This is a genomic window from Saccharopolyspora antibiotica (assembly GCF_047200635.1).
Classification (GTDB): Bacteria; Actinomycetota; Actinomycetes; order Mycobacteriales; family Pseudonocardiaceae; genus Saccharopolyspora_C.
The window spans coordinates 46,114-71,009 of record NZ_JBJZOI010000026.1 but is presented as its reverse complement, the minus strand read 5'-3'; the positions used below and the strand labels follow the sequence as shown (position 1 = coordinate 71,009).

The 24,896-nt window shown below is 72.9% G+C and carries 20 protein-coding genes and 1 riboswitch; of the genes, 13 read left to right on the top strand and 7 right to left on the bottom strand.

Features of this window, described 5'->3' with window-relative positions:
* Positions 1 to 56: 56 nt before the first annotated feature.
* Positions 57 to 1,646: a beta-N-acetylhexosaminidase gene (locus ACL03H_RS20655; RefSeq protein WP_412812931.1), complete on the bottom strand. Its 1,590-nt coding sequence runs from the start codon at positions 1,644 to 1,646 to the stop codon at positions 57 to 59.
* 114 nt (positions 1,647 to 1,760) lie between these two features.
* Positions 1,761 to 3,632: an AMP-binding protein gene (locus ACL03H_RS20650; RefSeq protein ID WP_412812930.1), complete on the bottom strand. Its 1,872-nt coding sequence runs from the start codon at positions 3,630 to 3,632 to the stop codon at positions 1,761 to 1,763.
* Between the two features lie 401 nt (positions 3,633 to 4,033).
* Here ACL03H_RS20650 and ACL03H_RS20645 point away from each other — a divergent pair, with 401 nt between their 5' ends.
* The 8 genes from ACL03H_RS20645 (at position 4,034) to ACL03H_RS20610 (ending at position 11,766) form a co-directional block, all read left to right on the top strand.
* On the top strand, positions 4,034 to 4,252 hold the full coding sequence (locus ACL03H_RS20645) for a cysteine peptidase family C39 domain-containing protein (RefSeq protein ID WP_459561781.1): 219 nt from the start codon (positions 4,034 to 4,036) through the stop codon (positions 4,250 to 4,252).
* Positions 4,253 to 4,394: 142 nt separating this feature from the next.
* Positions 4,395 to 5,126 carry a CDP-alcohol phosphatidyltransferase family protein gene (locus ACL03H_RS20640; protein ID WP_412812929.1) on the top strand — a complete coding sequence of 244 codons (732 nt, stop codon included), beginning with the start codon at positions 4,395 to 4,397 and terminating at the stop codon, positions 5,124 to 5,126.
* A 165-nt stretch (positions 5,127 to 5,291) separates the two neighbouring features.
* Positions 5,292 to 5,675, top strand: a complete 384-nt coding sequence (gcvH, locus tag ACL03H_RS20635) for a glycine cleavage system protein GcvH (protein ID WP_412812928.1) — start codon at positions 5,292 to 5,294, stop codon at positions 5,673 to 5,675.
* Between the two features lie 115 nt (positions 5,676 to 5,790).
* Positions 5,791 to 6,246 (top strand): glycogen accumulation regulator GarA, encoded by a 456-nt coding sequence (gene garA, locus ACL03H_RS20630; protein WP_412812927.1) that lies wholly within the window; start codon positions 5,791 to 5,793, stop codon positions 6,244 to 6,246.
* A 555-nt stretch (positions 6,247 to 6,801) separates the two neighbouring features.
* Positions 6,802 to 7,278, top strand: a complete 477-nt coding sequence (locus ACL03H_RS20625) for a bifunctional nuclease family protein (RefSeq protein WP_412812926.1) — start codon at positions 6,802 to 6,804, stop codon at positions 7,276 to 7,278.
* A gap of 279 nt (positions 7,279 to 7,557) precedes the next feature.
* Positions 7,558 to 8,118 (top strand): MerR family transcriptional regulator, encoded by a 561-nt coding sequence (locus ACL03H_RS20620; RefSeq protein WP_412812925.1) that lies wholly within the window; start codon positions 7,558 to 7,560, stop codon positions 8,116 to 8,118.
* A 115-nt stretch (positions 8,119 to 8,233) separates the two neighbouring features.
* A riboswitch (glycine riboswitch) is annotated at positions 8,234 to 8,336 on the top strand.
* Between the two features lie 165 nt (positions 8,337 to 8,501).
* Positions 8,502 to 11,396 (top strand): aminomethyl-transferring glycine dehydrogenase, encoded by a 2,895-nt coding sequence (gcvP, locus tag ACL03H_RS20615; RefSeq protein ID WP_412812924.1) that lies wholly within the window; start codon positions 8,502 to 8,504, stop codon positions 11,394 to 11,396.
* A gap of 85 nt (positions 11,397 to 11,481) precedes the next feature.
* Positions 11,482 to 11,766 carry a HesB/YadR/YfhF-family protein gene (locus tag ACL03H_RS20610; RefSeq protein WP_412812923.1) on the top strand — a complete coding sequence of 95 codons (285 nt, stop codon included), beginning with the start codon at positions 11,482 to 11,484 and terminating at the stop codon, positions 11,764 to 11,766.
* 42 nt (positions 11,767 to 11,808) lie between these two features.
* On the opposite strand, the gene ACL03H_RS20605 is transcribed toward ACL03H_RS20610, so the two are convergent.
* From ACL03H_RS20605 to ACL03H_RS20595, 3 genes are all read right to left on the bottom strand, one after another.
* Entirely contained in the window at positions 11,809 to 12,684 is an 876-nt protein-coding gene (locus ACL03H_RS20605) for a 3-methyladenine DNA glycosylase (protein WP_412812922.1), read from the bottom strand.
* A gap of 249 nt (positions 12,685 to 12,933) precedes the next feature.
* Entirely contained in the window at positions 12,934 to 13,977 is a 1,044-nt protein-coding gene (locus tag ACL03H_RS20600) for a hemolysin family protein (RefSeq protein ID WP_412812921.1), read from the bottom strand.
* Positions 13,974 to 15,326: a hemolysin family protein gene (locus ACL03H_RS20595; RefSeq protein WP_412812920.1), complete on the bottom strand. Its 1,353-nt coding sequence runs from the start codon at positions 15,324 to 15,326 to the stop codon at positions 13,974 to 13,976. Before ACL03H_RS20595 ends, ACL03H_RS20600 begins: the two co-directional genes overlap by 4 nt.
* 491 nt (positions 15,327 to 15,817) lie before the next feature.
* On the opposite strand from ACL03H_RS20595, the gene ACL03H_RS20590 reads away from it, so the two are divergent.
* Entirely contained in the window at positions 15,818 to 17,296 is a 1,479-nt protein-coding gene (locus ACL03H_RS20590; protein WP_412812919.1) for a peptide MFS transporter, read from the top strand.
* Between the two features lie 66 nt (positions 17,297 to 17,362).
* Here ACL03H_RS20590 and ACL03H_RS20585 read toward each other — a convergent pair whose 3' ends face one another.
* Positions 17,363 to 19,501, bottom strand: a complete 2,139-nt coding sequence (locus ACL03H_RS20585; RefSeq protein ID WP_412812918.1) for an FUSC family protein — start codon at positions 19,499 to 19,501, stop codon at positions 17,363 to 17,365.
* A 98-nt stretch (positions 19,502 to 19,599) separates the two neighbouring features.
* Positions 19,600 to 20,193, bottom strand: coding sequence for a TetR/AcrR family transcriptional regulator (locus ACL03H_RS20580; protein ID WP_412812917.1), 594 nt, complete (start codon positions 20,191 to 20,193; stop codon positions 19,600 to 19,602).
* Between the two features lie 240 nt (positions 20,194 to 20,433).
* On the opposite strand from ACL03H_RS20580, the gene egtA reads away from it, so the two are divergent.
* The 4 genes from egtA to egtD all read left to right on the top strand — a co-directional run bounded on the left by egtA (position 20,434) and on the right by egtD (position 24,856).
* Positions 20,434 to 21,672 (top strand): ergothioneine biosynthesis glutamate--cysteine ligase EgtA, encoded by a 1,239-nt coding sequence (egtA, locus tag ACL03H_RS20575; protein ID WP_412812916.1) that lies wholly within the window; start codon positions 20,434 to 20,436, stop codon positions 21,670 to 21,672.
* A gap of 154 nt (positions 21,673 to 21,826) precedes the next feature.
* Positions 21,827 to 23,125, top strand: a complete 1,299-nt coding sequence (gene egtB / locus ACL03H_RS20570; RefSeq protein ID WP_412812935.1) for an ergothioneine biosynthesis protein EgtB — start codon at positions 21,827 to 21,829, stop codon at positions 23,123 to 23,125.
* A 7-nt stretch (positions 23,126 to 23,132) separates the two neighbouring features.
* Complete coding sequence (egtC, locus tag ACL03H_RS20565) at positions 23,133 to 23,888, top strand: ergothioneine biosynthesis protein EgtC (protein WP_412812915.1); 756 nt, start codon at positions 23,133 to 23,135, stop codon at positions 23,886 to 23,888.
* Positions 23,885 to 24,856 carry an L-histidine N(alpha)-methyltransferase gene (gene egtD, locus ACL03H_RS20560; RefSeq protein WP_412812914.1) on the top strand — a complete coding sequence of 324 codons (972 nt, stop codon included), beginning with the start codon at positions 23,885 to 23,887 and terminating at the stop codon, positions 24,854 to 24,856. The genes egtC and egtD overlap by 4 nt, the downstream gene beginning before the upstream one ends.
* Positions 24,857 to 24,896: the final 40 nt, after the last annotated feature.

The window sequence follows — 24,896 nt, the reverse complement described above, 5'->3', positions numbered from 1 at the left end:
CTCCCCCCCCCCCCCCCCCCCCCCCCCCCCCCCACCGGCGCGAGCGCGTCGACGTCCTACGGCCAGTCGATCTGCGGGGAGCGGGTGTAGCCGATGCCCGCCGCCTCCCAGCGCGGTCCCTGCTGAGCCAGCCGGGCCCGGAACGACTCCCAGTCGTGCGAGGCGGCGGGCGACCAGCCCAGCTCGGCGATCGCGGGCAGCCTCGGGAAGGCCATGGCCTCGACGTGCGCGGAGGTCTCCAACGTCTCCGTCCACATCGGAGCCTCCACGCCGAGCACCGACTCCGCGGGCACGCCGGGCAGGAGTTCGGCCGGGTCCCAGCCGTAGGCGTCGGCGACCTCGATGAAGCCCGCCCAGCTCAAGCCGAGCTCGGTGGACTCGTCGTACTTCATGTCCAGGTAGGACTTGTCGGCGGGGGAGAGCAGCAGCTCGTTGCCCCGTGCCGCCGCCGCGGCCATCTCGGCGGCCCCGGCGCCCCCGGTTCCCCAGTACTGCACGACGGACCCGGCCCGCGGCTCGGCCTTGGCGTACTCGTGCCAGCCCACGACCGTCTTCCCGTGCTTCCGCACGATCGGCAGCGCCCGGTCCATGAACGCGCGGTACTGCTCGTCGGTGGTCGCGTCGGCCTCGTCGCCGCCCAGGTGCAGGTACGGCCCGGGGGTGAGCGCGGCGATCTCGCGGATCACGTCGTCCAGGAACTCGTAGGTGATGTCCTCGTCCACGCACAGCGAGCTGAACCCGACCTCGATGCCGGTGTAGAGCGGCGGGGCGACCCCGTCGCAGTTGAGCTCCGCGTAGGAGGAGAGCGCGGCGTTGGTGTGCCCCGGGGTGTCGATCTCCGGGATGATCGTCACGTGCCGGGAGGCGGCGTGAGCGACGATCTCGGAGTAGTCCTCCTGGGTGTAGAACCCGCCGGGCCCGCCGCCGACGGCGGTGCTGCCGCCGTGCTCGGTCAGCCGCGGCCAGGAGTTGATCTGAATCCGCCAGCCCTGGTCGTCGCTCAGGTGCAGCCGCAGGAAGTTCACCTTGTAGCGGGCGATCTGGTCGACGTAGCGCTTGACCTCCTCCACCCCGAAGAAGTGCCGCGCCACGTCCAGGCCCGCCGCCCGGTGCTCGTAGCGCGGGCGGTCGGTGATCTGGCCGCCGGGCACGGTCCACGGCCCGGGGCCCGCCCGCGGGCTCTCGATCGCCGCGGGCAGCAGCTGGCGCAGCGTCTGCACCCCGTGGAACAGGCCCTCGGACGCGCCCGCGCGCAGAGTGATGGCCTCGGCGGTCACCTCCAGCCGGTACCCGGCCGGGTCCGCGCCCGCGTCGTCCAGCCGCAGCACGACGTCGCCCGCGCCGCCCTCGGAGACGGGGAGCTCGAAGCCGGTGGAGGGGCGCAGGATCCCGGCGAGGTAGCCGGCGACCTCGGTGGCGCCGGGATCGGCGCTGATGGTGCTCCCGGCGGTCAGCTCGAACTCGACGCCGGGCGTCTCCTGGACCGCCTCCGGCGCGGGGACGACCTGGTGCAGCCGGGAGTCGGCGGCGGTGGCGGTGGGGGTGAGCGTGCTCAGCGCGCCCGCGGTGAGTACGCCGGTCAGCAGCGCGGCCGTGGTGGCGCGGACCCGGCGCGCGCGGAACGGCCGCGAGGAGGTGAGGGACATGGGAACTCGCTCCCGGTGGGGGACGTGATCGTAAAAGGTATAGACCAAACATCCCGCGCGGGCAGCGCCCGAACGGACGTATCGGGCGACTGACCGGGTCCCCGGAACCTCCTCTCAGCGCTCCCCGCGCAGCGTCGCGCGCAGGTCCTCCAGCACCGCGGGGTCCTCGATCGTCGAGGGCGCCGCCGCCCGCCCGGTGTCGGCGAGCTCCCGCATCGACTTGCGCAGCACCTTGCCCGAGCGGGTCTTCGGCAGCCCGTCCACCACGTCGACCTGGCGGAACGCCGCGACCGGCCCGATCTGATCGCGCACCGCCCCCACCAACTCCGCGCGCAGCCGGCCCGGGTCCACCTCCAGTCCTGCCTTGAGCACCACGAACCCGCGCGGGACCTGGCCCTTGAGCTCGTCGCGCACGCCGATCACCGCGCACTCCGCCACCGCCGGGTGCGCGGCGAGCACCGCCTCCATCGAGCCCGTCGACAACCGGTGCCCCGCGACGTTGATCACGTCGTCGGTGCGGCCCATCACGAACACGTAGCCGTCCTCGTCGACGTATCCGCTGTCCCCGCTGAGGTAGTGACCGGGGTAGCGGGACAGGTAGGACTCCCGGAAGCGCTCGTCGTCGCCCCACAGCGTCGGCAGCATCCCCGGCGGCAGCGGTTGCCGGAGGCACAGCGCCCCCTCGGTGCCCGGGGGCAGCTCCGCGCCGGACTGATCCAGCACCCGCACGTCGAAGCCCGGCACCGGCACGGTCGCCGAGCCCGGCTTCACCGGCAGCGGCTCCAGTCCGCGCGGGTTCGCGCAGATCGGCCAGCCGGTCTCGGTCTGCCACCAGTGGTCGATCACCGGAACGCCCAGGACGCGCACCGCCCACTGGTAGGTCTCCGGGTCCAGCCGCTCACCGGCGAGGAACAGCGTCCGCAGCGAGGAGACGTCGTAGCGGGCCAGCTGCTCGGCCTCGTGGTCCACCCGCTTGATCGCGCGGAACGCGGTCGGCGCGGTGAACAGCGCCTTGACCCCGTGCTCGGCGATGACCCGCCAGAAAGCGCCCGCGTCCGGGGTGCCCACCGGCTTGCCCTCGTAGACGACGGTGGTGGCCCCGGCCAGCAGCGGGCCGTAGACGATGTAGGAGTGCCCGACGACCCAGCCCACGTCGGAGGCGGTCCAGAACACCTCGCCGGGGCCGATGTCGTAGATCGCGCTCATGGACCAGCGCAGCGCCACCGCGTGCCCGCCGTGATCGCGCACCACGCCCTTCGGGCGCCCGGTGGTGCCGGAGGTGTAGAGCACGTACAGCGGGTCCGTCGCCGCGACCGGCACGCACCCCACCGGCTCGGCGGCGGCCAGCGCCTCCTCCGCGTCCACCTCGCCGGGGCCGAGCTCGGCGCGGGCCTGCTCGCGCTGGAACACCAGCACACCGCCCGCCGGGCGGTGCGCGGCCAGCCGCAGCGCCTCGTCGACGATCGGCTTGTACTCGACCACCCGGTTCGGCTCCAGGCCGCAGGACCCCGCGACCAGCGCGACCGGTTCGGCGTCGTCGATCCGGGCGGCGAGCTCCTTCGGCGCGAACCCCCCGAAGACCACCGAGTGCACCGCGCCGATCCGGGCGCAGGCCAGCATCGCGACCACCGCGTCCGGCACCATCGGCAGGTAGAGGATCACCCGGTCTCCCCGGTGCACGCCGCGCTCCCGCAGGGCGCCCGCGAAGCGGGCCACCCGGTCCAGCAGCGCCCGGTAGGTCCAGTGCTCCACCCGGCCGGTCATCGCCGAGTCCCAGATCAGCGCGTCCTGCTCGCCGCGCCCGTCGCGCACGTGCCGGTCCAGGGCGTTGAAGCAGGTGTTGAGCTCACCGTCCGGGAACCACCGCCCGGACTCGCCGAGCGCCGTGCTCGGGGGCCGGTCCCAGTCGATGGCGGTCGAGGCCTCCAGCCAGAACCCCTCGGGGTCCACCAGGCTGCGGCGGTGCGCGTCGGCGTGAGCACCCATGTTCGTTGACCTCCCGCTGGCCGTGTCCGGGTGCCAGTGTCCTACCCGAAGCGGTGATCCGGCGCCAGCGACCGCGATCGCCGCCGCGCCGGGGGAGCGCGTGGCGCGCGGCGCCGCGAACGTCCACAATGGGCGGTCGCGGGCGGAGCGGGACCAGCCGTCGCGGTGCCGGATTCATCCGGTTCGCGACGAGCGGTCGGGACCGCTTCGGTCGCGCCGAACACCCGCGCTTTGAAGATCATCCATTCGCCGGTGCCGTTCTCCCGCTGAGCGCAACCCGGCGTCGTCCCGCGGAACTCCAGGTTCCCGATCGAACACAATGCGTGGGTGGGAAGGGGGCCGGTTAACGCGGACCGCGACCCGGCCGACAACCGTGATGGAGGTGTCGAGAGTTGATCAGCGTGGACACGACCTACCGGGACGCCATCGCCGGCGGCGATGACGAGGCGTCGGAGCTGCCCACCACCCCGTGCAGCGTGGTGTGGAGCGGTGGTCACCCGTTCGTCCTCGAGGGTGCGGGCGGCCGCGCTCGCTGGGCGGGCGTCGACGACCGCGGGCGGGCCCGCTTCCTCACCGACGCGGAGCTGCGGCGCCGCGGCTGGAGCCGAAACCGCGGCTGACGACTCGCCCTTCCCGTGGCCGCTCCGGCCGTCCGGAGGGGGGTGTGGCACCCTGATCCGAGCGAGCGCCCCCGGGCGCCCGCCGGTCGCAGGCGCAGGTGAGCGCCTCGCGGCGGAACGCACAACCGCGTCAGGGAGGGCTGTGGTGCAGGACGCCGACGGCACCACGGCCGGAACCGATGGCCGAGGTGGAGCGGGCGGTCCAGCGTCCCCTGACCCGGCGGATCGGCGCCGGAACGACCCCGACGTCTCGCCTGCCGACCCCGGCATCGCCCGCATCAAGGAAGTCGCCGCGAGCGTCTGGGACGATCCCTGGCTGACCTGGCCCAACCTGCTCAGCGTGCTCCGGCTCGCGGGCGTTCCGCTGTTCCTCTGGCTGCTGCTCGGGCCGCGCTCGGACCTGCTGGCCCTGCTGGTGCTCGTGGTCAGCGGAGCGACCGACTGGCTGGACGGCAAGCTGGCCCGCTGGCTCGACCAGTACAGCCGCGTCGGCGAGCTGCTGGACCCGGCCGCCGACCGGCTCTACATCGTCGCCACGCTGGTCGCCTTCGTGCTCCGCGACGTGATCCCGTGGTGGGCGGCGGCCGCGCTGATCGGCCGGGACGTGGTGCTCACCCTGTGCCTGCCGGTGCTGCGCTGGCACGGGTTCGAGCCGCCGGAGGTGCACTACCTCGGCAAGGCCGCCACGTTCTGCCTGATGTACGCCTTCCCGCTGCTGCTGCTCGTGCAGGACGACTTCGCCTTCGCGGAGGTGGTCCGCCCGGTGGCCTACGCCTTCATCTGCTGGGGCGGTGCGCTCTACGTCTGGGCCGGGGTGCTCTACCTGGTGCAGGTCGTCGCCGCCGTCTGCTCCGCGCGCACGCGGCAGGCCTGAACTGCGAAGACAGCGCTGGGCGACCGCTCGGGCACCGCGGGTCCGCCTTGCGGTCGCGCGCGTGGCCGACCTAGGCTCGCGTGGCCCGTCGCGATCATCGCGAGCGGGTGCGGAGGCGCCGCGTTCGCCCCGCCAGACGGCTCGACGAGGAAGGCGGGACCACCAGTGGCCCCGGACGGGATCAAGTACACCCAGGAGCACGAGTGGGTGCTGCCCACCGACGCGAACACGGTGCGCATCGGGATCACCGATTACGCCCAGCAGCAGCTCGGCGACGTCGTGTTCGTGCAGCTGCCCGACGAGGGCGAGGCGGTGTCCGCGGGCGGCGGCATCGGTGAGGTGGAGTCGACCAAGAGCGTGTCCGACATCTACGCGCCGGTGGCCGGGAAGGTCGTCGCGCGCAACGAGCGGCTCGACGAGCAGCCCGAGCTGGTCAACTCCGATCCCTTCGGCGACGGCTGGATGATCGAGCTGGAGCTCGCCGAGCCCGCCGAACTCGACGGTCTGCTCAGTGCGGACGACTACCGAGGCCTCGTCGACCAGGCATGATCGTTGATCTCGGGCCGGTGATCGGTCCGAGGTGGGAGTCCCGCGTCTGCGACCTGGGACGGCACGGTACGTTGGAAAGCACTTGCACGACCCATCCGCGCAGAGGAGAGCTCAGGTGAGCCAGAACGACGGGCCCGGCGTGCCGCCGGAGCAGTCACCGGAGACCACCTCGGTCTTCAGGCCGTTCCTCTCGGAGCCGGAGAGCACCGAGAGTGCGACCCCGGAGCCAGCGGCCTCCGGGGTCGATGCGCTGCCCGCCGGGGCTGCCCTGCTGGTGGTCAAGCGCGGCCCGAACGCCGGGTCGCGGTTCCTGCTCGATCGGGAGACCACCAGCGCCGGACGCCACCCGGACAGCGACATCTTCCTCGACGACGTGACGGTGTCCCGTCGGCACGCCGAGTTCCGGCGAGAGGGCAACGACTACGTCGTCGTCGACGTCGGAAGCCTCAACGGCACCTACGTCAACCGGGAACCGGTGGACACCTCGGTGCTCGCCAACGGCGATGAGGTCCAGATCGGGAAGTTCCGGTTGGTGTTCCTGACCGGTCCGATCGACGGCCAGGACCGCTGAGCCGAGCGGTCCCGCGGGACCGAGCGCATCGGGGCGGCGCCTGCGGGTGCCGCCCCGACCGCTCTCGGGGCCGGGCGCGCCGCCGTTCCGACGATCTCCACCGCCGCCCGGCGGCGGGTGGGGAGCGCCCCGGAGCGGTGGAGCGTCCCGGGACCTGAGACGGGTTCTGCCGTGAGCGGTGCGGTGTATCGTGGGATTGACATCGTGAGCTCCGCGAGCGGTCGCATCCCGTCGCGGAGCGCGGGTCCACGAAATCCGCGTGAGCCCCGTCCGCACTCCCAGCGAGGTGCTGCGGCAGCGGTGCGCAACGGCGTCAGCAACCGCCTCGGGCCTGATCGGGGCCGAGGCGGACAACGGAAGCACCGGGTACCGGCCGTCGGCCGGTGCGAGCCGGGAACGAGCCGGAAAAGCCGTCCACCGAGCGGAAAATCCGGGCGGAAGCGGTGACGAGTGGTCGGCATGCCCGCCTCGACGCGAGTAGCGTCGGAGGAGTTCGGTGCACGATCCTCGACCAAGGATGTCACGCTTCGGCGCGCTGGAGGAGGCGATGAGACGATGAGCAGCGAGATGCGCGTCGTCGGCGTGCGAGTGGAACTACCAGCCAACCAGCCGATCCTGCTGCTGCGCGAGACCGAGGGCGAGCGGTACCTGCCGATCTGGATCGGATCGGTGGAGGCGACCGCGATCGCGCTGGAGCAGCAGGGCGTGCGACCGGCGAGACCGCTGACCCACGACTTGCTCAAGGACGTCATCGGCGCCCTCGGGCGAGACCTGGAGCAGGTGCGGATCACCGACCTGCAGGAGGGCACGTTCTTCGCCGAACTGGTCTTCGACGGGGACGTGCGGGTCTCGGCGCGTCCGAGCGACTCGGTCGCGCTGGCGTTGCGGATCGGGGTGCCGATCCACGCCGACGAATCGGTGCTGGACGAGGCGGGACTGATCATCCCGGACGAGCAGGAGGACGAGGTGGAGAAGTTCCGGGAATTCCTGGACTCCGTCTCGCCGGAGGACTTCCGGGGCGCCGACACCTGACGCCCCCGGTCGACGTCGTGAAGGGGCTCCCGGTCGCGGACCGGGAGCCCCTTCGCATCGGCGGGCCGCCCCGTCGAAGCGGGTGGTCCCGCGCGTCGCGTTGACCCGTCCACGGGCCGGGCTTACCTTCGGGGTGCGCGAATCGCCCCGATGTGATTTTCCAGGCCGGGGAAGGTCGCAGCCCCGGTTCCACCGTCGTCGCGCCGCCCGGCCGGTGATCGCGTGTCGAGCCGGGTCCTGGTGGTTCGCCGGCTTCGGGCCGGTCGAGGGGAGGCAGGCGTGGTGGAGCGAGCACCTGGCGAGGACGCTTCCGAGGAGCGCTCGGTCCTGGAGGCGGAGCTGCCGGACGAGCTCGTCGGCTACCGCGGCCCCGCCGCGTGTCAGATCGCCGGCATCACCTACCGGCAGCTCGACTACTGGGCCCGCACCAAGCTCGTCGGTCCCTCGATCCGCGGGGCGGCGGGGTCGGGTTCGCAGCGGCTGTACTCCTTCAAGGACGTCCTGGTGCTCAAGGTGGTCAAGCGGCTGCTGGACACCGGCGTCTCGCTGCACAACATCCGGGTCGCCGTGGAGCACCTGCGGCACCGCGGCGTGCAGGACCTCGCGAAGATCACGCTGTTCAGCGATGGCACCACGGTCTACGAGTGCACCTCCGCGGAGGAGGTCGTGGATCTGCTGCAGGGCGGCCAGGGCGTGTTCGGCATCGCGGTGAGCGGGGCGATGCGCGAGATCACCGGCACCATCCACGAGTTCCCGGCCGAGCGCGCGGACGGGGGCCAGGTCGAGGAGCAGGTGAACGACGAGCTCTCCCGCCGCCGACGGGACCGCCGCACCGGCTGAGCGACCGGCTCGCCACCCTCCGCGGTCCAGCCCCGGCTGCGGTGTTCGGATCAGCGGACGCGACGTAGATCGCATCTTTCGGGCGACACCGCATCGGGTAGGCTCGGTGCATCGCTGACCCCGCGCGGGAGAGATCGCGGGTGACCTCGTCACCTGCGGCGCCGAAGGAGCAAACCCTCCCCGACAACCTCTCAGGCCGGCTGGACCGCACGGGCGAGATACCTCTGGAAAGAGGGACCACCGACAGGTGGCCCCGCCGACGGTGCAAGCCCAGTGCTGGATCGGGTGAAGCTCTCAGGCGTTCGCATTGCGGACAGTGACAGAGGGGGAGAGCAGCATTCGTGCTGTCGCCCTGTGTCCGTCGCGATGAATGAGGTGTGGCGATGACGACCGAAGACCGCATCCCGCTGGCCGCCCTGGAGCACGGGACTCCGTTCGCCGACCGCCACGTCGGACCGCTTCCCGCAGAGCTCGCGCGGATGCTGGACGTGATCGGGGTCGGTTCCCTGGAGGAGTTGGGGCAGGCCGCGGTGCCCGAGGGGATCCGGGAGCGGGACCTGCACCTGGCGCTGCCGGAGCCCGCCACCGAAGCCGAGGCGCTCGCGCAGCTGCGCGACCTGGCCAGGCTGAACACCCCGCGCACCGAGATGATCGGGCTCGGCTATCACCCGACGATCACCCCGCCGGTGATCCGGCGCAACGTGCTGGAGAATCCGGCCTGGTACACGGCGTACACGCCCTACCAGCCGGAGATCTCGCAGGGGCGCCTGGAGGCGCTGCTGAACTTCCAGACGATGGTCGCCGACCTGACCGGCGTGCCGGTGGCGAACTCCTCGATGCTCGACGAGGCCACGGCCGCCGCCGAGGGCATGACCCTGGTGCGCCGGGCGGGCCGGTCGAAGTCACCGCGCTTCGTCGTCGACGACGACGTCATGCCGCAGACCCTGGAGGTGCTGCGCACCCGCGCCGAGCCGCTGGGCATCGAGGTGTTGGTGACCGATCTGTCGGCGGGCCCCGACGCGCTGCCGGAGGACGACTTCTTCGGCGCCCTGCTGGCCTATCCGGGCGCGTCCGGGCGGCTCCGGGACCACGAGGCGATCGTGGAGCGGGTGCACGAGCGCGGCGGGATGGTCGTGGTGAGCGCGGACCTGCTGGCCCTCACGCTGCTGCGGCCGCCGGGGGAGATCGGCGTCGACGTGGTCGTGGGCACCACCCAGCGCTTCGGAGTGCCGATGGGCTTCGGCGGGCCGCACGCGGGGTACATGGCCGTCCGCAAGGGCGTGGAGCGTCAGCTCCCGGGTCGGCTGGTGGGGGTGAGCGTGGACGCCGACGGCAACCAGGCCTACCGGCTCGCGCTGCAGACCCGCGAGCAGCACATCCGCCGGGAGAAGGCGACCAGCAACATCTGCACCGCGCAGGTGCTGCTGGCCGTCGTCGCCGCGATGTACGGCGTCTACCACGGTCCGAGCGGGCTGCGGGCCATCGCCCGGCGGGCGCACCGGATGGCCGCGGTGCTGGCCGAGCGGCTGCGCCGCGCCGGGGTCGAGGTCGAGCACGCGGAGTTCTTCGACACGATCGTGGCCCGGGTGCCGGGCCGGGCGGACGAGGTCCTGGCGGCGGCCCGGGAGAACGGGATCAACCTGCGCCGGATCGACGAGGACCGGGTCGGCGTCAGCTGCGACGAGACCACCACCCGGCAGATCCTGGTGCGGGTGCTGGCCGCGTTCGGCGCGGAGACCACCGTGGCCGAGGTGGACGAGCTGGACGCAGGGACCGCCGATGCGCTGCCGGGGGCGCTGCTGCGCACCTCGGAGTACCTGACCCACCCGGTGTTCCACGCGCACCGCTCGGAGACCTCGCTGCTGCGCTACCTGCGCGGGCTCTCGGACTCCGACCTGGCGCTGGACCGGACCATGATCCCGCTGGGCTCCTGCACGATGAAGCTCAACGCCACCGCCGAGATGGAACCGATCACCTGGCCGGAGTTCGCCGAGCTGCACCCGTTCGCCCCGGCCCAGGACGCCACCGGGCTGCTGGAGGTCGTGCGTGACCTGGAGCGCTGGCTGGCGGAGATCACCGGTTACGACGCGGTGAGCCTGCAGCCGAACGCGGGCAGCCAGGGGGAGTTCGCGGGCCTGCTGGCCATCCGCGCCTATCACCACAGCCGTGGTGATCAGGCTCGTGACGTGTGCCTGATCCCGGCCAGCGCGCACGGCACCAACGCCGCCAGCGCCGTGATGGCCGGTCTGCGCGTCGTGGTGGTGCGGTGCGACGACCACGGCAACATCGAACTCGACCACCTGCGCGAGGTGGTCGACCAGCACCGCGACGACCTCGCGGCGATCATGATCACCTACCCGTCCACGCACGGCGTGTACGAGGACACGGTCGCGCAGGTCTGCGGTCTGGTGCACGACGCGGGTGGGCAGGTCTACGTCGACGGCGCGAACCTCAACGCGCTCATCGGTCTGGCGCGGATGGGCCGGTTCGGATCCGACGTCTCGCACCTGAACCTGCACAAGACCTTCTGCATCCCGCACGGCGGTGGCGGGCCGGGAGTGGGGCCGATCGGGGTGCGCGAGCACCTCGCGCCGTTCCTGCCCAACCATCCGTTGCAGCCGCTGGCCGGGCCGGAGACCGGGGTGGGACCGATCAGCGCGGCCCCGTGGGGCAGCGCCTCGATCCTGCCGATCTCGTGGGCCTACGTCCGGATGATGGGCTCGGACGGGCTGCGGCGGGCGACGCTGACGGCGGTCGCGGCCGCGAACTACGTCGCCCGGCGTCTCGACGAGTACTTCCCGGTGCTCTACACCGGCAGCGGCGGGTTCGTCGCCCACGAGTGCATCCTGGACCTGCGGCCGATCACGAAGGCCTCGGGCGTGACCGTGGACGACGTGGCCAAGCGCCTCGCCGATTACGGACTGCACGCGCCGACGATGTCCTTCCCGGTGGCGGGCACGCTGATGGTGGAGCCCACCGAGAGCGAGAACCTGGCGGAGCTGGACCGCTTCTGCGAGGCGATGATCGCGATCAAGGGCGAGATCGACGCGGTGGTCGCGGGCCGCTGGCCCGCCGAGGACAACCCGCTCAGCCAGGCCCCGCACACGGCGGCCTCGCTGGCCGGCCCCTGGGAGCACCCCTACACCCGGGCTGAAGCCGCCTACCCGCTCGGCTCGGACAAGCCGAAGGTGTGGCCCGCGGTGCGCCGGATCGACGGGGCCCGCGGCGACCGGAACCTGGTGTGCTCCTGCCCGCCGCTGGCCGCCTACGAGAGCTGAGCGCACGCCCGGGGTGAGCGGGAGGTGGGCCGGATGCACTACGGTGGGCGGCTCCATCCGACCGCCCCGCGAGAGGAGTGCAGCAATGCTCACGATCAGCGAGAGCGCAGCCGAGGTCATCAAGGTCGTCCTGGCCGGGGGTGACTCGCCCGAGGGTTCGGGGCTGCGCATCGCCCCCGTCGCAGACGAGTCCGGGGAGGCCGAGCTGCAGGCGTCCATCGCCAGCGAGCCGCAGGGCGAGGACCAGGTGGTCGAGGAGTCCGGGGCCCGGGTCTTCCTGGAGCCCCAGGCCGCATCGCTGCTCGGCGACAAGGTGCTCGACGCCGAGCGCGACGACAACGGCGAGCTGAACCTCGCCGTCCGGGACTGAGCTCGACCGGCCCGCCACCACCAGTGGCGGGCCGGTCGGCGGTCAGGCCGGCAGCGGTTCCGGGTCGAGCAGCTCCGCGCAGTGCCGCAGCAACCGGGACCGCAGCGGCGCGGCCCGCTCGGCGAACGCGCGCTGGGCGCGGGCGTAGTCGGCCCGCCCCTCGGGCGTTTCGATCGCGATCGGCGGATAGCCGAGCGCGGCGAGGTCGTACGGGCTGGCCCGCATGTCGAGCTCGCGGATCTCCACCGCCAGTTCGAAGCAGTCCGCCACGAGTTCGGCGGGCACCAGCGGATCGAGCTTGTACGCCCACTTGAACAGGTCCATGTTGTTGTGCAGGCAGCCCGGCTGCTCCTGGGCGACCTGGTCCTGCCGGGTCGGCTGCAGCGCGTTGAGCGGCCGCGCCGGGGCGGTGAAGAAGCGGAACGCGTCGTGGTGGCTGCACCGGATCGGCATCGACTCCACGACCTCGTCGGTGCCGTCGTGGCCGAGCCGCAGCGGCCAGGCCTCGTGCCGGACGTCGCCGGGGGAGGTGCGGTACACCATCGCCCACTCGTGCAGCCCGAAGCAGCCCAGGTTCGGCCGCCGGGACTGCACCGCGCCGAGCAGGCCGTGCACGAAGCGAACGGTGTCCAGGCGCTTCGGCGTGAGCACGGCGGGGTCCAGCGCCACGCCCTCGGCGATCTCGCGGTAACCGCGCCGCGCCAGGAACTCCCGACCGCCGTCCAGCGCGACCCCGATCCCGGGGTGCCAGCGCTCCAGCAGCGACGGCCGGTGCGAGTAGTAGGTGAACAGGAAGTCCATCACCGGGTGCTTCTCCCCGGCCCGCTGCCTGCGCCGGTGCGGGCCGGTCCAGCGCCCGACCCGCTCGCGGTGCGCGTCCTGGCGGGACCGCCACTCCTGCTCGCCCAGCACTCGCATAGTGCGCCAGGATAGGCCCGGTTCTCAGCTGTCCCGCCGGGGGCCGGTCAGCCCGGTCCCGCGCGCTCCGCGGCCGACGCTCCCGGTACCGGCGGGCTCGTGGCGCCCGCGCCGGGGAGCACCACGTCGCCGTCCCGGAGCCGGATCGGCGACGACCGCCGCGCGGGGCCGGATGCCACCGGGGCCGGGGAGGAGGAGCGGCGCGGGCCCGTTTCCCAGGGGAACGACCCGCGCCGCTGAGAGGCTTCCTCAGGCGGTCACGTGGGTGGCGTCGCGCACGGTGCCCACGTACTCCTCCACGAGGTCCTCGAGGGCGACCACGCCGCGCGGGGACCCGTCCGCGTCGACCGCCGTCGCCAGGTGGCTGCGCTCCCGCCGCAGCGAGGTGAGCGCCTGGTCCAGCCGGGCCGCCACCGGCACGGTCGGCAGCGCGCGCACCCGGCCGGGCTCGACCGGCGTGGTCGGCTCCGCCCCCGCCTGGTCCAGCACGTCCTTGACGTGCAGGTAGCCCAGCAGCTCGCCCGAGTCCGCGCGCACGGGGAACCGGGAGAAGCCGGTGCTGGCCACCGCGTGCTCCACGTCGCCGAGCGTCGGTGCGCCGGGGAGGCTGGTGACCTGGTCCAGCGGCACCAGGACGTCGGCGACGGTGTGCTCCACCGAGGAGAGCGTCTGGGCGAGCCTGCGGTGCTCGGACTGCTCCAGCAGCCCTTCGCGCCGCGACTCCACCAGGAGCTCGGCCAGCTCGGAGGAGGTGTAGGCCGTGTCCAGCTCGTCCTTCGGCTCCACCTTGAGCAGCTTGAGCACGCCGTTGGCCATCATGTTGAACAGCGCGATCAACGGCCGCGCCAGCTTCACGAACACGACCAGCGCGGGCACCAGCCACACCGCCAGGCGCTCCGGATCGGCCAGCGCCAGGTTCTTCGGCACCATCTCGCCGACCAGCACGTGCAGCACCACCACGATCGCCAGGGCGATGGTGAAGCCGAGCGCGTGCACCACGGGAGCGGGCACCGAGAACGGCTGGATGAGCAGCTCCAGCCGGTGCGCCACGGCGGGTTCGCCGAGGCGGCCCAGGCCCAGCGAGCACAGCGTGATGCCGAGCTGGGCGCTGGTGAGCATCAGCGAGCCCTCCTGGCTCGCCTTGATCACGGTGCGGGCCCGGGTCACCCCGTGGTCCAGCAGCGCCTCCAGCCGGTCGCGGCGGGAGGACAGCAGCGAGAACTCCGCGCCCACGAAGAAGGCGTTGAGCAGCAGCAGCAGAACTCCGAGCAGGATCGCCACGGTGTCGCTCATCGGGTCCCCCCAGAGGTGCCGGTGGAATCGGCCTGAGCCGGGCGGTGCATCCGGCTCAGCCGCAGTTCGGCGATGCGGTGCCGGTCCATGCTGCTGACGGTGAGACGCCACTCGTCGACGTCGACCTGGTCACCGCGGGTGGGGATCCGGCCGAGCCGGGCCATCACCAGGCCCGCCACGGTCTCGTACTCGCCTTCGGGCATCTCGAAGCCGGTGGCCTCCTCGATCTCATCGGCCCGCAGCAGACCGGAGACGATCCAGGTGCCCTTGGCCAGCGGGCGCACGGCGGCGGTCTCGCGCCGGTCGTGCTCGTCGCGGACGTCGCCGATGATCTCCTCGACCACGTCTTCGAGGCTGACGATGCCCGCGGTGCCGCCGTACTCGTCGACGACCACGGCCAGCTGCAGGCCCGAGCCGCGCAGCCGGTTCAGCAGCGAGTCGCCGTCCAGCGTTTCCGGCACGGTCGGCACCGGGCGGGCCAGCGAGCCCACCCTGGTGCTCTCGCGCTGATCGCCCGCGACGCCGAAGGCCTGCTTGACGTGCACGACGCCGTGCACGTTGTCCAAGTCGCCGTCGTGCACCGGGAAGCGGGAGTGCCCGGTGCTGCGGGCCAGGTCCAGCAGGTCACGCACCGAGGCGTCCGAGGGCAGCGAGTCCACCTTCACGCGCGGCGTCATCAGCTCGTCGGCGGAGCGGTCCCCGAAGCGCAGCGAGCGGTCCATCAGCGCGGCGGTGGCCTCGTCGAGCGTGCCGTGCTCGGCGCTGGAGCGGACGATCGAGCCGAGCTCGTCGGGGGAGCGGGCCGAGCGCAGCTCCTCCTGCGGCTCGATGCCGAAGCGGCGCACCACCCAGTTCGCGCTGTTGTTCATGCCGTCGATCAGCCAGCGGAAGATCCGCGAGAACCGCGAGTGGTATCCGGAGACCGCGCGGGCGGTCGGCAGCGGCCGGGCGATGGCGAGGTTCTTCGGCACCATCTCGCCGAAGACCATCGAGAGCGTGGTGGCCAGCAAGATCGCCAGCGTGAGGGAGATCGGCGCGGCCGCGCCGTTGGGGATGCCCGTGGCCAGCAGGGCCGGGCGCAGCAGCTCGCCGATCAGCGGCTCGGCCACGTAGCCGGTGATCAACGTGGTGAGGGTGATGGCGACCTGGGCGCCGGAGAGCTGGAACGACAGCGTGCGGTGCGCCCGCTGCACGGACTTAGCGCGCCGGTCACCGACCTTGTTGACGTGCGCGTCGACCGTGCTGCGTTCCAGCGAGGTGAGCGAGAACTCCGCTGCCACGGCGAGCGCGGTGCCCAGGGTGAGCAGGGCCACGAACAGCAGCCCGAGGACGGAGAGCGCGATGGCCATCAGCGATCACCTCGCCGCGGGCCGGGTGCCTTGAACGGGAAGCCGGGTCGTGAGCCCGGCTCAGTACTTCCTTCGGGGGACTGCTGTGCCGTGGGCACCGAACGTGTCACTCCTCGTGGAAAAACGGAAATATGCGACCGGAGTATATCCCGAATGGAGCACCCGGACCGCAGACCGTGATCTCCTCGACGTGCCGTCACCGCCGTCCCGGAGGGGGTCGGCGGATGGGGGCGAGGCGCTGGTCCCGATGAGCGGCCGACCATTCCGGTCTCGCCCGCCCGGTGCGGAGATCGTGCGCGCTCCCAGCCGGTAGCGGGGAGTGGTGCGCACGTCGCGGTGGGAATGCGGGGATGGCCCGGGGGATCGAGGTCGAATCGTGATTTTTCACCGTATTTCCGGGTTGTGGTTCACACCATTGGGGAGAGGCGTAGCCTCTGCGCAGTTCCGGACGCGGCCATCCCGCCGCCACCAGCACCAGAGAGGTCGTGATCGTGAGCAACCCCACGGTTGCGGACGCGCCCCAGCGGGGTTTCTTCGGACACCCGCGGGCATTGTCCACGCTGTTCTTCACCGAGATGTGGGAGCGATTCTCCTACTACGCGATGCGCGGCATCCTGGCGCTCTACCTCTACACCGCGGTGGTCGATGGCGGTCTCGGGCTACCGGAGACCACCGCCACCTCGCTGGTCTCCGCCTACGGCGCCTCGGTCTACCTCACCGGCGTCGCGGGCGGCTGGCTGGCCGACCGGCTCTTCGGGGCCCGGCGGGCGGTGTTCTGGGGCGGCGTCCTGATCATGTTCGGGCACATCGCGATGGCGGTGCCCGGCGGCCTGGCCACCACCGGGATCGGCCTCGTCCTGATCATCGCCGGTACCGGTCTGCTCAAGCCGAACGTGTCCAAGATGGTCGGCGACCTCTACACCGAGCAGGACCAGCGGCGTGACTCCGGCTTCTCGATCTTCTACATGGGCATCAACCTCGGCGGGTTCGCCGGGCCGCTGATCGCCGGGCTGCTGCAGTCGGAGATCGGCTTCCACTGGGGCTTCGGCGCCGCCGCGGTCGGCATGGCGCTCGGCCTGGTGCAGTACGTGCTCGGCAAGGGCAACCTCTCCAGCCTCAGCGAGGTGCCGGCCAACCCGCTGCCCGCTGAGCACAAGAGCGGTGTGCTGGGTCGCGCGGGCGGTATCGCCGCGGTGTTCGTCATCGGCGTCATCGCCCTGCTGGGCACCGGCGTGATCGGTCTCGGCGGCCTGGTCAACCTGGTCAGCGTGATCTCCGCGGTGCTGCCGATCGTCTACTTCGCCGTGATGCTCAGCAGCAAGCAGATCACCCGGGTGGAGCGCGACCGCCTGGTCGCCTACATCCCGCTGTTCCTGGCCACCGCGCTGTTCTTCCTGCTGTTCGAGCAGCAGGCGAGCACGCTGGTGATCGTCACCGACATGCAGACCAGCAACCAGATCTTCGGCTGGGAGTTCCCGGTGAGCTGGTTCCAGTCGGTGAACTCCTTCACGATCATCGTGCTCGCGCCGGTGTTCGCCGCGCTGTGGCTGAAGCTCGGAGACCGGCAGCCGAGCACGGCGATGAAGTTCGTCGGCGGGCTCGTGATCGTGGGCCTCGGCTTCCTGTGGGTGGTGCTGTCCGGCTTCGTCACCAACTCCGAGGGCAAGCAGTTCGCGCTGATGGTGGCGTTGGTCTTCGTCATCCTCACGATCGGTGAGCTGATGCTCTCTCCGGTGGGGCTGTCGGTCACCACCAAGCTGGCGCCAGCGGTGTTCGCCTCGCAGACCATGGGCCTGTACTTCCTCGCCCCGGCGATGGGCCAGGGCATCGGAGCCCAGGTGGTCAAGCTCTACGACCAGGACAACCAGACGCTGTACTTCGGCGTCATCGGCCTGGCGACCATCGTCTGCGGCGGGCTGCTCGCGCTGTCCAGCTCGAAGATCAAGAAGTTGATGCACGGCGTGCCGTGATCGGACGCCCAGCGTGAGCTGAGCTCGACGCGGCGGGCGGGTCCCTCGCGGGATCCGCCCGCCGCGTCACGTCGCGGCCTGCCGGTCCGGCACGCCGAGCTCCTCGGCGACGTCCGCCAGCAGCGAGCGCAGCCGGGTGAGCGCGCCCAGCGCCCGGTGCAGCGAGGTCGGGTCCTGCGGCAGCGATTCGGCGAGGTCGTGCAGGTCCTCGGCCCACCGCTGCGCGGAGTCCAGCGCGGGTCGGTAGCCCTGGGTGGCCTCGGCGGTCATCGACGCCGCGGTCTCGGCCAGCGCCCACAGCAGCTCGGCCAGCCGATCCCTGGTGTCCGCGTCGATCATCTCCACCGCGGGCGGGACGACCCGGGCCAGGTTGCGCGCCGCGTACGCGCAGCCGGTGAACACCGTCAGCGCCCGCTCCAGCGCGCTGCGCCGGGAGGGCGGCCGGTAGGTCACCAGCGGCCGGGCGCTGGAGAGCATCCGGTGCAGCGCCTCGTCCACCTCCCGCACGCCCTCGCGCAGCCCGTCGCCGGGGTCGCCCCGGCTCACCGCCGTACCGGCGGAGCGCAGCAGGTCGCGCAGCCGCAGCAGGAAGTCCTCGGTGTTGTCCCGCAGCACCCGCCGGGTGCGCGTGGGCAGCACCAGCGTCGCGGCCAGCACCCCGGCGACCGCGCCGACGGCCGTCTCGGCCAGCCGCAGGCCCAGCACCGCGACGTCGAACGTTCCGAGCACCCCGTAGAGACCCCCGAGCATCGTGGTGATGAAGAAGGTCATTCCCGCGTAGGACACCCCGGCCAGGTAGAACGCCGCGAACACGCAGCACAGGATCAGCACCAGCTCGGCCGTCGCGTCGCCGGTGATGCGGGAGGCCACCAGCACCCCGGCCACCACGCCCAGCACGGTCCCGGCGGTGCGCTGCCACGCGCGCACCAGCAGCTCGCCCCTGCTGTTGGCGCTGATGAACACCACGAACGCCGTGATCACCGCCCAGTACCAGCGGTTCGGGGAGATCAGCTGGCCGAGCACGATCGCGAGCGCCGCCGCGCAGGTGACCTGGACGGCGGCCCGCACCTCCGGCCGGCGCAGCCCGGTGTTCTGGTCGGCGCGGTCGGGGGCGTCCCCGTCGGTGGCGTCGTCGCCCTCCTGCTCCCGCTCCGGATCCGGGCTCGGCCCGACCCGGCCGAGGTGCTGGTTCGCCTCGGTGAGTTCGGCCAGCGCCGCGCCGAGCCTGCGGATCGCCATCGCCAGCTCCGCCGACCCGTCCCGCCGCGGCGCGCCGTCCTCGGGGCGCAACCCGTCGCGCTCGATGCGGTCGGCCAGGCCGCGCGCCGCGGCCCGGACCTCCGAGGCATCGCTGCGCACCACCGCGAGCAGCCCGGCCACGGCCTGCGGGACCGAGGTGCCACCGCGCGGGTGGTCGAGCACCCGCATCAGCGGGCCGAGCAGGTTCTCGGCGGTGAGCTCGACGTCCAGGATCCGCCGGCGCAGCACCTCCCGGCCCGCCTCGTCCAGGCCGGGAAGCTCGGCGACCGCGTTCTCCAGCATCCGGGCGGTCTCGTTCAGCCGCACCGAGCGGTGCCGCAGCCGTGCGCGGTGCCGGGGCGCGCCGGGGTGCTCGGCGACGTCGCGGACGTCGTGCAACAGCCACTGCACCTGGGCGCGCAGGCTGCGGCGACCCCGGTCGAACACGCGGCGCGGGTCGTCGCGCAGCACCACGAATCGCAGCAGGTAGGCGCTCAGCGATCCGCACACCACCGCCAGCAGCAGGTCGGGGAGCTGGGGGAGCCGCGGGCTCAGGAACATCGCGAAGAAGTACCCCATGAACGCGACCATGCCGAAGGCGAAGTAGCGGGAGCCGAACCGCCGGATGTAGGTCGCGACGAACACGACCGGGAGGAACAGCGCCACGTGCAGCACCGGCAGGCCCGCGGTCGCGGTGGCCAGGGCGAGGGCGGCCGCGGCGGGCAGCGGCATCAGCAGCGTCGTGCGGCGGCGCGCCCGCTCGGTGTCGTCGTTGATCGTGGTGGAGGAGTTGATCGCCACCACGGCGGCGATGATCCCGCTGCTCACCGGCCTCCCGAGCAGTGCGAGCAATCCGAGGGCGACTCCGAGCGCCAGCGCCGTCGCCAGCGTCACCCGGGTCGCGTTGCGCAGCCGCCGCAACGCCGGGTCGGAGGCGAGGAAGCGGTTCCACCACTCGCTGACCATGGAGTGCGCCCGCTCCTCTCCGGCGTCGGCTTCGGCCGCCGCCGCGACCCTACGCCGCGCGGCGCCCCTCCGACCCGCTCGGCGCGCCGCGCGGGCGGTCAGCTGCCCCGGTGGCGGCGGACGCTCTCCTCGACGACGTCGAGCACGGGGCCGAGGTCGTCGGCGGGCAGGCCCATCGCCAGGTGCGAGACGAGACCCTCCAGCACGAGCTCCAGGTAGGCGGTGAGCACGTCCACGTCGACGTCGTCGCGCAGGTTGCCGCTCTCGCGCTGCCACTGCAACCGGGCTCGGGTGGCGGTGGTGAGCTGCTCGGAGCGCTGCGCCCAGCGGGCCCGGAACTCGGCGTCGGTGCGCAGCCGCCGGGAGACCTCCAGCCGGGTGCCCAGCCACTCGGCTTCGGGCCGCCTGCCGCCGCCGGGGGTGCGGTCGGCCAGCAGATCGCGCATCACCTGCACCAGCCCCTGCTCGGCGACGACGTCAGCCATCCGGGCGGCATCGTCCTCGGCCAAGGCGAGGAACAGCGACTCCTTGTCCTTGAAGTGGTGGAATATCGCACCGCGGGAGAGGCCGGTCGCCTCCTCCAGCCTGCGGACCGTCGCTCCCTCGTAGCCGTGGCGCGCGAAGCAGCTGCGCGCGCCGTCGAGGATCTGGCGGCGCCTGGCCTGGAGGTGGTCCTGACTGACCCGGGGCATGGGGTTGATCGTCCCAGCCGTGCCGCCGATCGTGCAATCCGTACGTACGTATTGTTGGCAACCACCCACCGGTTGGGGAATCATCCCGCAGCAGCACCGGAGTTTTCCGCAGACCCGCGCGCCGGTTCCGCCGCTCGAGCGCAGTTCGTCCTTTCCCGGGCACTTCCCGTCCACGACACGGCTCTTCGGTCGAGGGGATCCCACGGCGGTCCGGGGGCGCGGGCCCTCATCCAGGTGGTGATGAGCGTGACCGCGTCGCTCCACTCCGCCCCGGCACACCCGCCGGCGGAGGTCCCCAGCTCCCGCATCCGCACCCGCGCGGAGGCCGAGGCGTACGTCGCCTCGGTCTGCTTCAAGCACGGCCCTCCCCGCGCCGTCGGCGTCGAACTGGAATGGACCGTGCACCACTCCGACGACCCCCGCCGGCCGCTCGACGCCGAGACGCTGATCGCCGCGCTCGGCCCGCACGCCCCCAGCTCCCTGGTCCCGGACAGCCCGCAGCGCCCGCTGCCCCGCGGCTCCGCGCTCACCGTCGAACCCGGTGGCCAGGTCGAGGTCTCCAGCCTTCCCGCCCCCTCGCTGCGAACGCTGCTCGACGCGGTCGCCGCCGACGCGGCCCACGTCCGGCGCAGGCTCGCCACCGCGGGGTTGCGCCTGGGCGAGCGCGGCACCGATCCCTGGCGCTCCCCGCGCCGCCTGCTGCACGTCCCGCGCTACGCGGCGATGGAATCCGCCTTCGACCGCATCGGCATCGGCGGTCGGCTCATGATGTGCAGCACCGCGGGCGTGCAGGTGTGCCTGGACGCGGGGGAGCCGCACCGGATCGCCGCGCGCTGGGCGGCGCTGCACGCGCTCGGACCCGTGTTCATCGCGGCGTTCGCGAACTCCCCGGAGCTCTTCGGCGCGCCGACGGGCTGGGCCTCGGCCCGCACCCGCTCGCTGCTGCGCACCGACCTCCCCCGGATGCGGCCCGCCCCCGCCACCGCCGATCCGGCGGGGGACTGGGCGCGGCGGGTGCTCGACACCGCGCTGCTGTGCCTGCGCCGGGACGGCGCCGACTGGCGGGCGCCCGGCGGCCTCACCTTCGCCGAGTGGATCGGTGGCGCGCTGCCGGTGCCGCCGACCTACGACGACCTGGACTACCACCTGACCACGCTGTTCCCACCGGTGCGACCGCGCGGGTACTTCGAGATCAGGTACCTGGACGCGCAGGGCGGGGACGGGTGGGTGCTGCCCGCCGCCGCGCTCGTCGCGCTGTTCCACCGGGAGTCCGCGGTGGACGCGGTGCTGGAGCTGGCCGCCCCCGCCGCGGGCCGCTGGGTCCCCGCCGCCCGGCTCGGCCTCGCCGATCCCGTGCTGGCCCGGGTCGCCCGGGCCGTGCTGGAGCTGGCCTGCCGCTGCCTCGACGAGCTCGGCGAAGCCCCGGACGTGGTCACCGCGCTGGCCGACTGGCACGCCCGCCGGTCCTGCGCGGGCTGAGCGGCCCGTTCGAGCACCGCGCGCCGGGCCCGCGAACGCACTCCGGCGCGTCCCACCCACTCGGAGGTGACCCGTGAGCAGGTCCGACACCGATCCCACCAGCACGACGCCCCCGGCGAGCCGCGGTGAGCTCGCCGAACTCGGCGAGGAGCGGCTGCGCTCCCACGTGGCCGAGGAGCTGATCCGCACCCGGCGGCGCAGCGCCGGTCTCACCACGTGCGTCGACGACGACGACCTCGCCCGCCAGCACTCCCCGCTGATGTCCCCGCTGGTCTGGGACCTCGCGCACATCGGGAGCCAGGAGGAGCTGTGGCTGGTCCGCGACGTCGGCGGAGCGGAGGCGATCCGACCCGACATCGACGACCTCTACGACGCCTTCCAGCACCCGCGCCGCGACCGGCCGCGGCTGCCGCTGCTCGGCCCGGCGGAGACCCGCGGCTACGTCGGCACCGTGCGGCGGAAGGTGCTCGACCTGCTCGACCGGGTCCCGCTGCGCGGCAGGCCGCTGGTCGACCGCGCGTTCGCCTTCGGCATGATCGTGCAGCACGAGCAGCAGCACGACGAGACGATGCTGGCCACCCACCAGCTGCGCGCGGGCGATCCCGTGCTCGCGGCCGACCCGCCGCCAGCCGCCCCCGCCGACCCGCTGCCCGCCGAGGTCCTGGTGCCGGGCGGTGCGTTCACGATGGGCACCGACACCGAGCCGTGGGCGCTGGACAACGAGCGGCCCGCGCACCGGGTGGAGGTCGCGGACTTCTACCTCGACACCACTCCGGTCACCAACGGCGCCTACCGGCACTTCGTCGAGGACGGCGGCTACGACGCGCCGCGCTGGTGGAGCGAGGCGGGCTGGGCGCACCGGCAGGAGGCGGGGTTGCGCGCGCCCCGGTTCTGGCTGCGCGACGGGGGCGGCTGGTCGCGCCGCCGCTTCGGGCACCTCGAACCGCTGCGCGACGCGGAGCCCGTGGTGCACGTGAGCTTCCACGAAGCCGAGGCCTACGCCCGCTGGGCGGGTCGGCGGCTGCCCACCGAGCAGGAGTGGGAGAAGGCCGCCCGGCACGACCCGCGCACCGGGCGCTCCCGGCGCTACCCCTGGGGCGACGAGGATCCCGGACCCGAGCACGCCAACCTCGGCCAGCGACACCTGCGCCCTGCCTCGGCCGGGGCCTACCCGCTGGGCGCCGCGCCCTGCGGGGCTCGCCAGCTCATCGGCGACGTGTGGGAGTGGACCTCCTCGGACTTCCTGCCGCACCCCGGGTTCGCGGCATTCCCGTACCGGGAGTACTCGGAGGTGTTCTTCGGACCGTCCCACAAGGTCCTGCGGGGCGGCTCGTTCGGCACCGACGCGGCGGCCTGCCGGGGCACCTTCCGCAACTGGGACCTGCCGGTGCGGCGGCAGATCTTCGCCGGGTTCCGCTGCGCGCGCACTCCGCGCCCGGGCGAGCTCGGCTGAGCCCGGCATGTGCAGGCACCTGGGTTACCTCGGACCGCCGCTGCCGCTGGCGGATCTGCTGCTGGACCCGCCGCACTCGCTGCTGGAGCAGACCTGGGCGCCGCGCGACATGCGCGGCGGCGGGACGGTGAACGTGGACGGGTTCGGCGTCGGCTGGTACGAGGACGACGCCGAACCCGCCCGCTACCGGGGATCGGTTCCGATGTGGACGGACACCGCCTTCGACGGTCTCGCCCGCAGGCAGCGCGCGGGAGCGGTGCTGGCGGCCGTGCGCTCGGCGACGACGGGGATGCCGGTGGTGGCGACCGCCTGCGCACCGTTCGCCGCCGAGCGCTGGTTGTTCAGCCACAACGGGGTGGTGGCGGGCTGGCCGGAATCGCTGGCGAAGGCCGCCGCGGAACTGGACGTGGTCGACCTGATGACGCTGGACGCGCCCACCGACTCCGCCGTCCTCTGGGCGCTGCTGCGGCACCGGTTGCGGCGCGGCGCCGATCCGGCCGAGGCGGTGGCCGAGGTGGTCGGCCAGGTGGTGCGCACCCGCCCCGAGTCCCGGATGAACCTGCTGCTCACCGATGGGAGATCGCTGATCGCCACCACCTGGGGGCACGCGCTGTCGGTGCGGCGCACCGCGGAGTCGGTGGCGGTGTCCTCCGAACCGTTCGGCGAGGACGAGAGCTGGACCCCGGTACCCGACCGCCACCTGGTGCTCGCCGACCGCCGCGAGGTGCGCCTCGCGCCGCTGCCCGAAGGGGAACGACCGTGACCGAACCCGAGCTGATCGTGCACTTCACCGCCGCCGACGCGGCGCGGGACCTGCGCGCGGACGTCCGCGCGGGCCTGACCGGCCGACCGAAGTGGCTGACCCCGAAGTGGCTCTACGACGCCAGGGGGAGCGAGCTGTTCGAGCGGATCACCGGCCTGCCCGAGTACTACCAGACGCGCGCCGAGCAGCGCATCCTGCGCGATCGGGCGATCGAGATCGCCGAGCTGACCGGGGCGGGGGCGCTGGTGGAGCTCGGCTCGGGATCCTCGGAGAAGACCCGCCTGCTGCTCGACGCGCTGCGCAAGACCGGGACGCTGCGGGAGTTCGTGCCGCTGGACGTCTCGGAGTCCGCGCTGCGGTCGGCGGTGGCGGCCATCGCCGCGGACTACCCGGAGCTGCGGGTGCGCGGCGTCGTCGGCGACTTCACCGCCGAGCTCGCCGCCGTCCCCGCCGGGCGGGGACGGCTGGTGGCCTTCCTCGGCGGCACCATCGGGAACTTCGCCCCCGCCGAGCGCTCCCGGTTCCTGACCGCCGTGCGGGCCGCGCTGCGGCCGGGGGAGGGGCTGCTGCTGGGCACCGACCTGGTCAAGGATCCCGCACGGCTGGTCCGCGCCTACGACGACGCGGCGGGGGTGACCGCGGAGTTCGACCGCAACGTGCTGCGGGTGCTGAACCGGGAGCTCGGCGCGGACTTCGAGCCCGAGGCGTTCGAGCACGTCGCGCGGTGGGACCAGGAGCAGGAGTGGATCGAGATGCGGCTGCGGGCGAGCCGCCCGATGCGGGTGCGGGTGGCGGGGCTCGACCTCATCGCGGACTTCGACGCGGGCGAGGAGATCCGCACCGAGATCTCGGCGAAGTTCCGCCGCTCCCGCGTCGAGGCCGAGCTCGCCGCGGCCGGCTTCGCGCTCACGCGCTGGTGGCTCGACGACGGCGAGGACTTCGCCCTCTCACTGGCCACCGCGGTCTGAGCGCACGAGCACGGCTCGGGCCGGGTGTGGCAGGGTGGCC

Excerpts from the sequence above, each read along its gene's own strand:
- ACL03H_RS20655 (WP_412812931.1), bottom strand. The coding sequence starts at position 1,646 with ATGTCCCTCACCTCCTCGCGGCCGTTCCGCGCGCGCCGGGTCCGCGCC.
- ACL03H_RS20650 (WP_412812930.1), bottom strand. The coding sequence starts at position 3,632 with ATGGGTGCTCACGCCGACGCGCACCGCCGCAGCCTGGTGGACCCCGAG.
- ACL03H_RS20625 (WP_412812926.1), top strand. The coding sequence starts at position 6,802 with ATGAGCAGCGAGATGCGCGTCGTCGGCGTGCGAGTGGAACTACCAGCC.
- gcvP (WP_412812924.1), top strand. The coding sequence starts at position 8,502 with ATGACGACCGAAGACCGCATCCCGCTGGCCGCCCTGGAGCACGGGACT.
- ACL03H_RS20610 (WP_412812923.1), top strand. The coding sequence starts at position 11,482 with ATGCTCACGATCAGCGAGAGCGCAGCCGAGGTCATCAAGGTCGTCCTG.
- ACL03H_RS20605 (WP_412812922.1), bottom strand. The coding sequence starts at position 12,684 with ATGCGAGTGCTGGGCGAGCAGGAGTGGCGGTCCCGCCAGGACGCGCAC.
- ACL03H_RS20600 (WP_412812921.1), bottom strand. The coding sequence starts at position 13,977 with ATGAGCGACACCGTGGCGATCCTGCTCGGAGTTCTGCTGCTGCTGCTC.
- ACL03H_RS20595 (WP_412812920.1), bottom strand. The coding sequence starts at position 15,326 with ATGGCCATCGCGCTCTCCGTCCTCGGGCTGCTGTTCGTGGCCCTGCTC.
- ACL03H_RS20585 (WP_412812918.1), bottom strand. The coding sequence starts at position 19,501 with ATGGTCAGCGAGTGGTGGAACCGCTTCCTCGCCTCCGACCCGGCGTTG.
- ACL03H_RS20580 (WP_412812917.1), bottom strand. The coding sequence starts at position 20,193 with ATGCCCCGGGTCAGTCAGGACCACCTCCAGGCCAGGCGCCGCCAGATC.
- egtA (WP_412812916.1), top strand. The coding sequence starts at position 20,434 with ATGAGCGTGACCGCGTCGCTCCACTCCGCCCCGGCACACCCGCCGGCG.
- egtC (WP_412812915.1), top strand. The coding sequence starts at position 23,133 with ATGTGCAGGCACCTGGGTTACCTCGGACCGCCGCTGCCGCTGGCGGAT.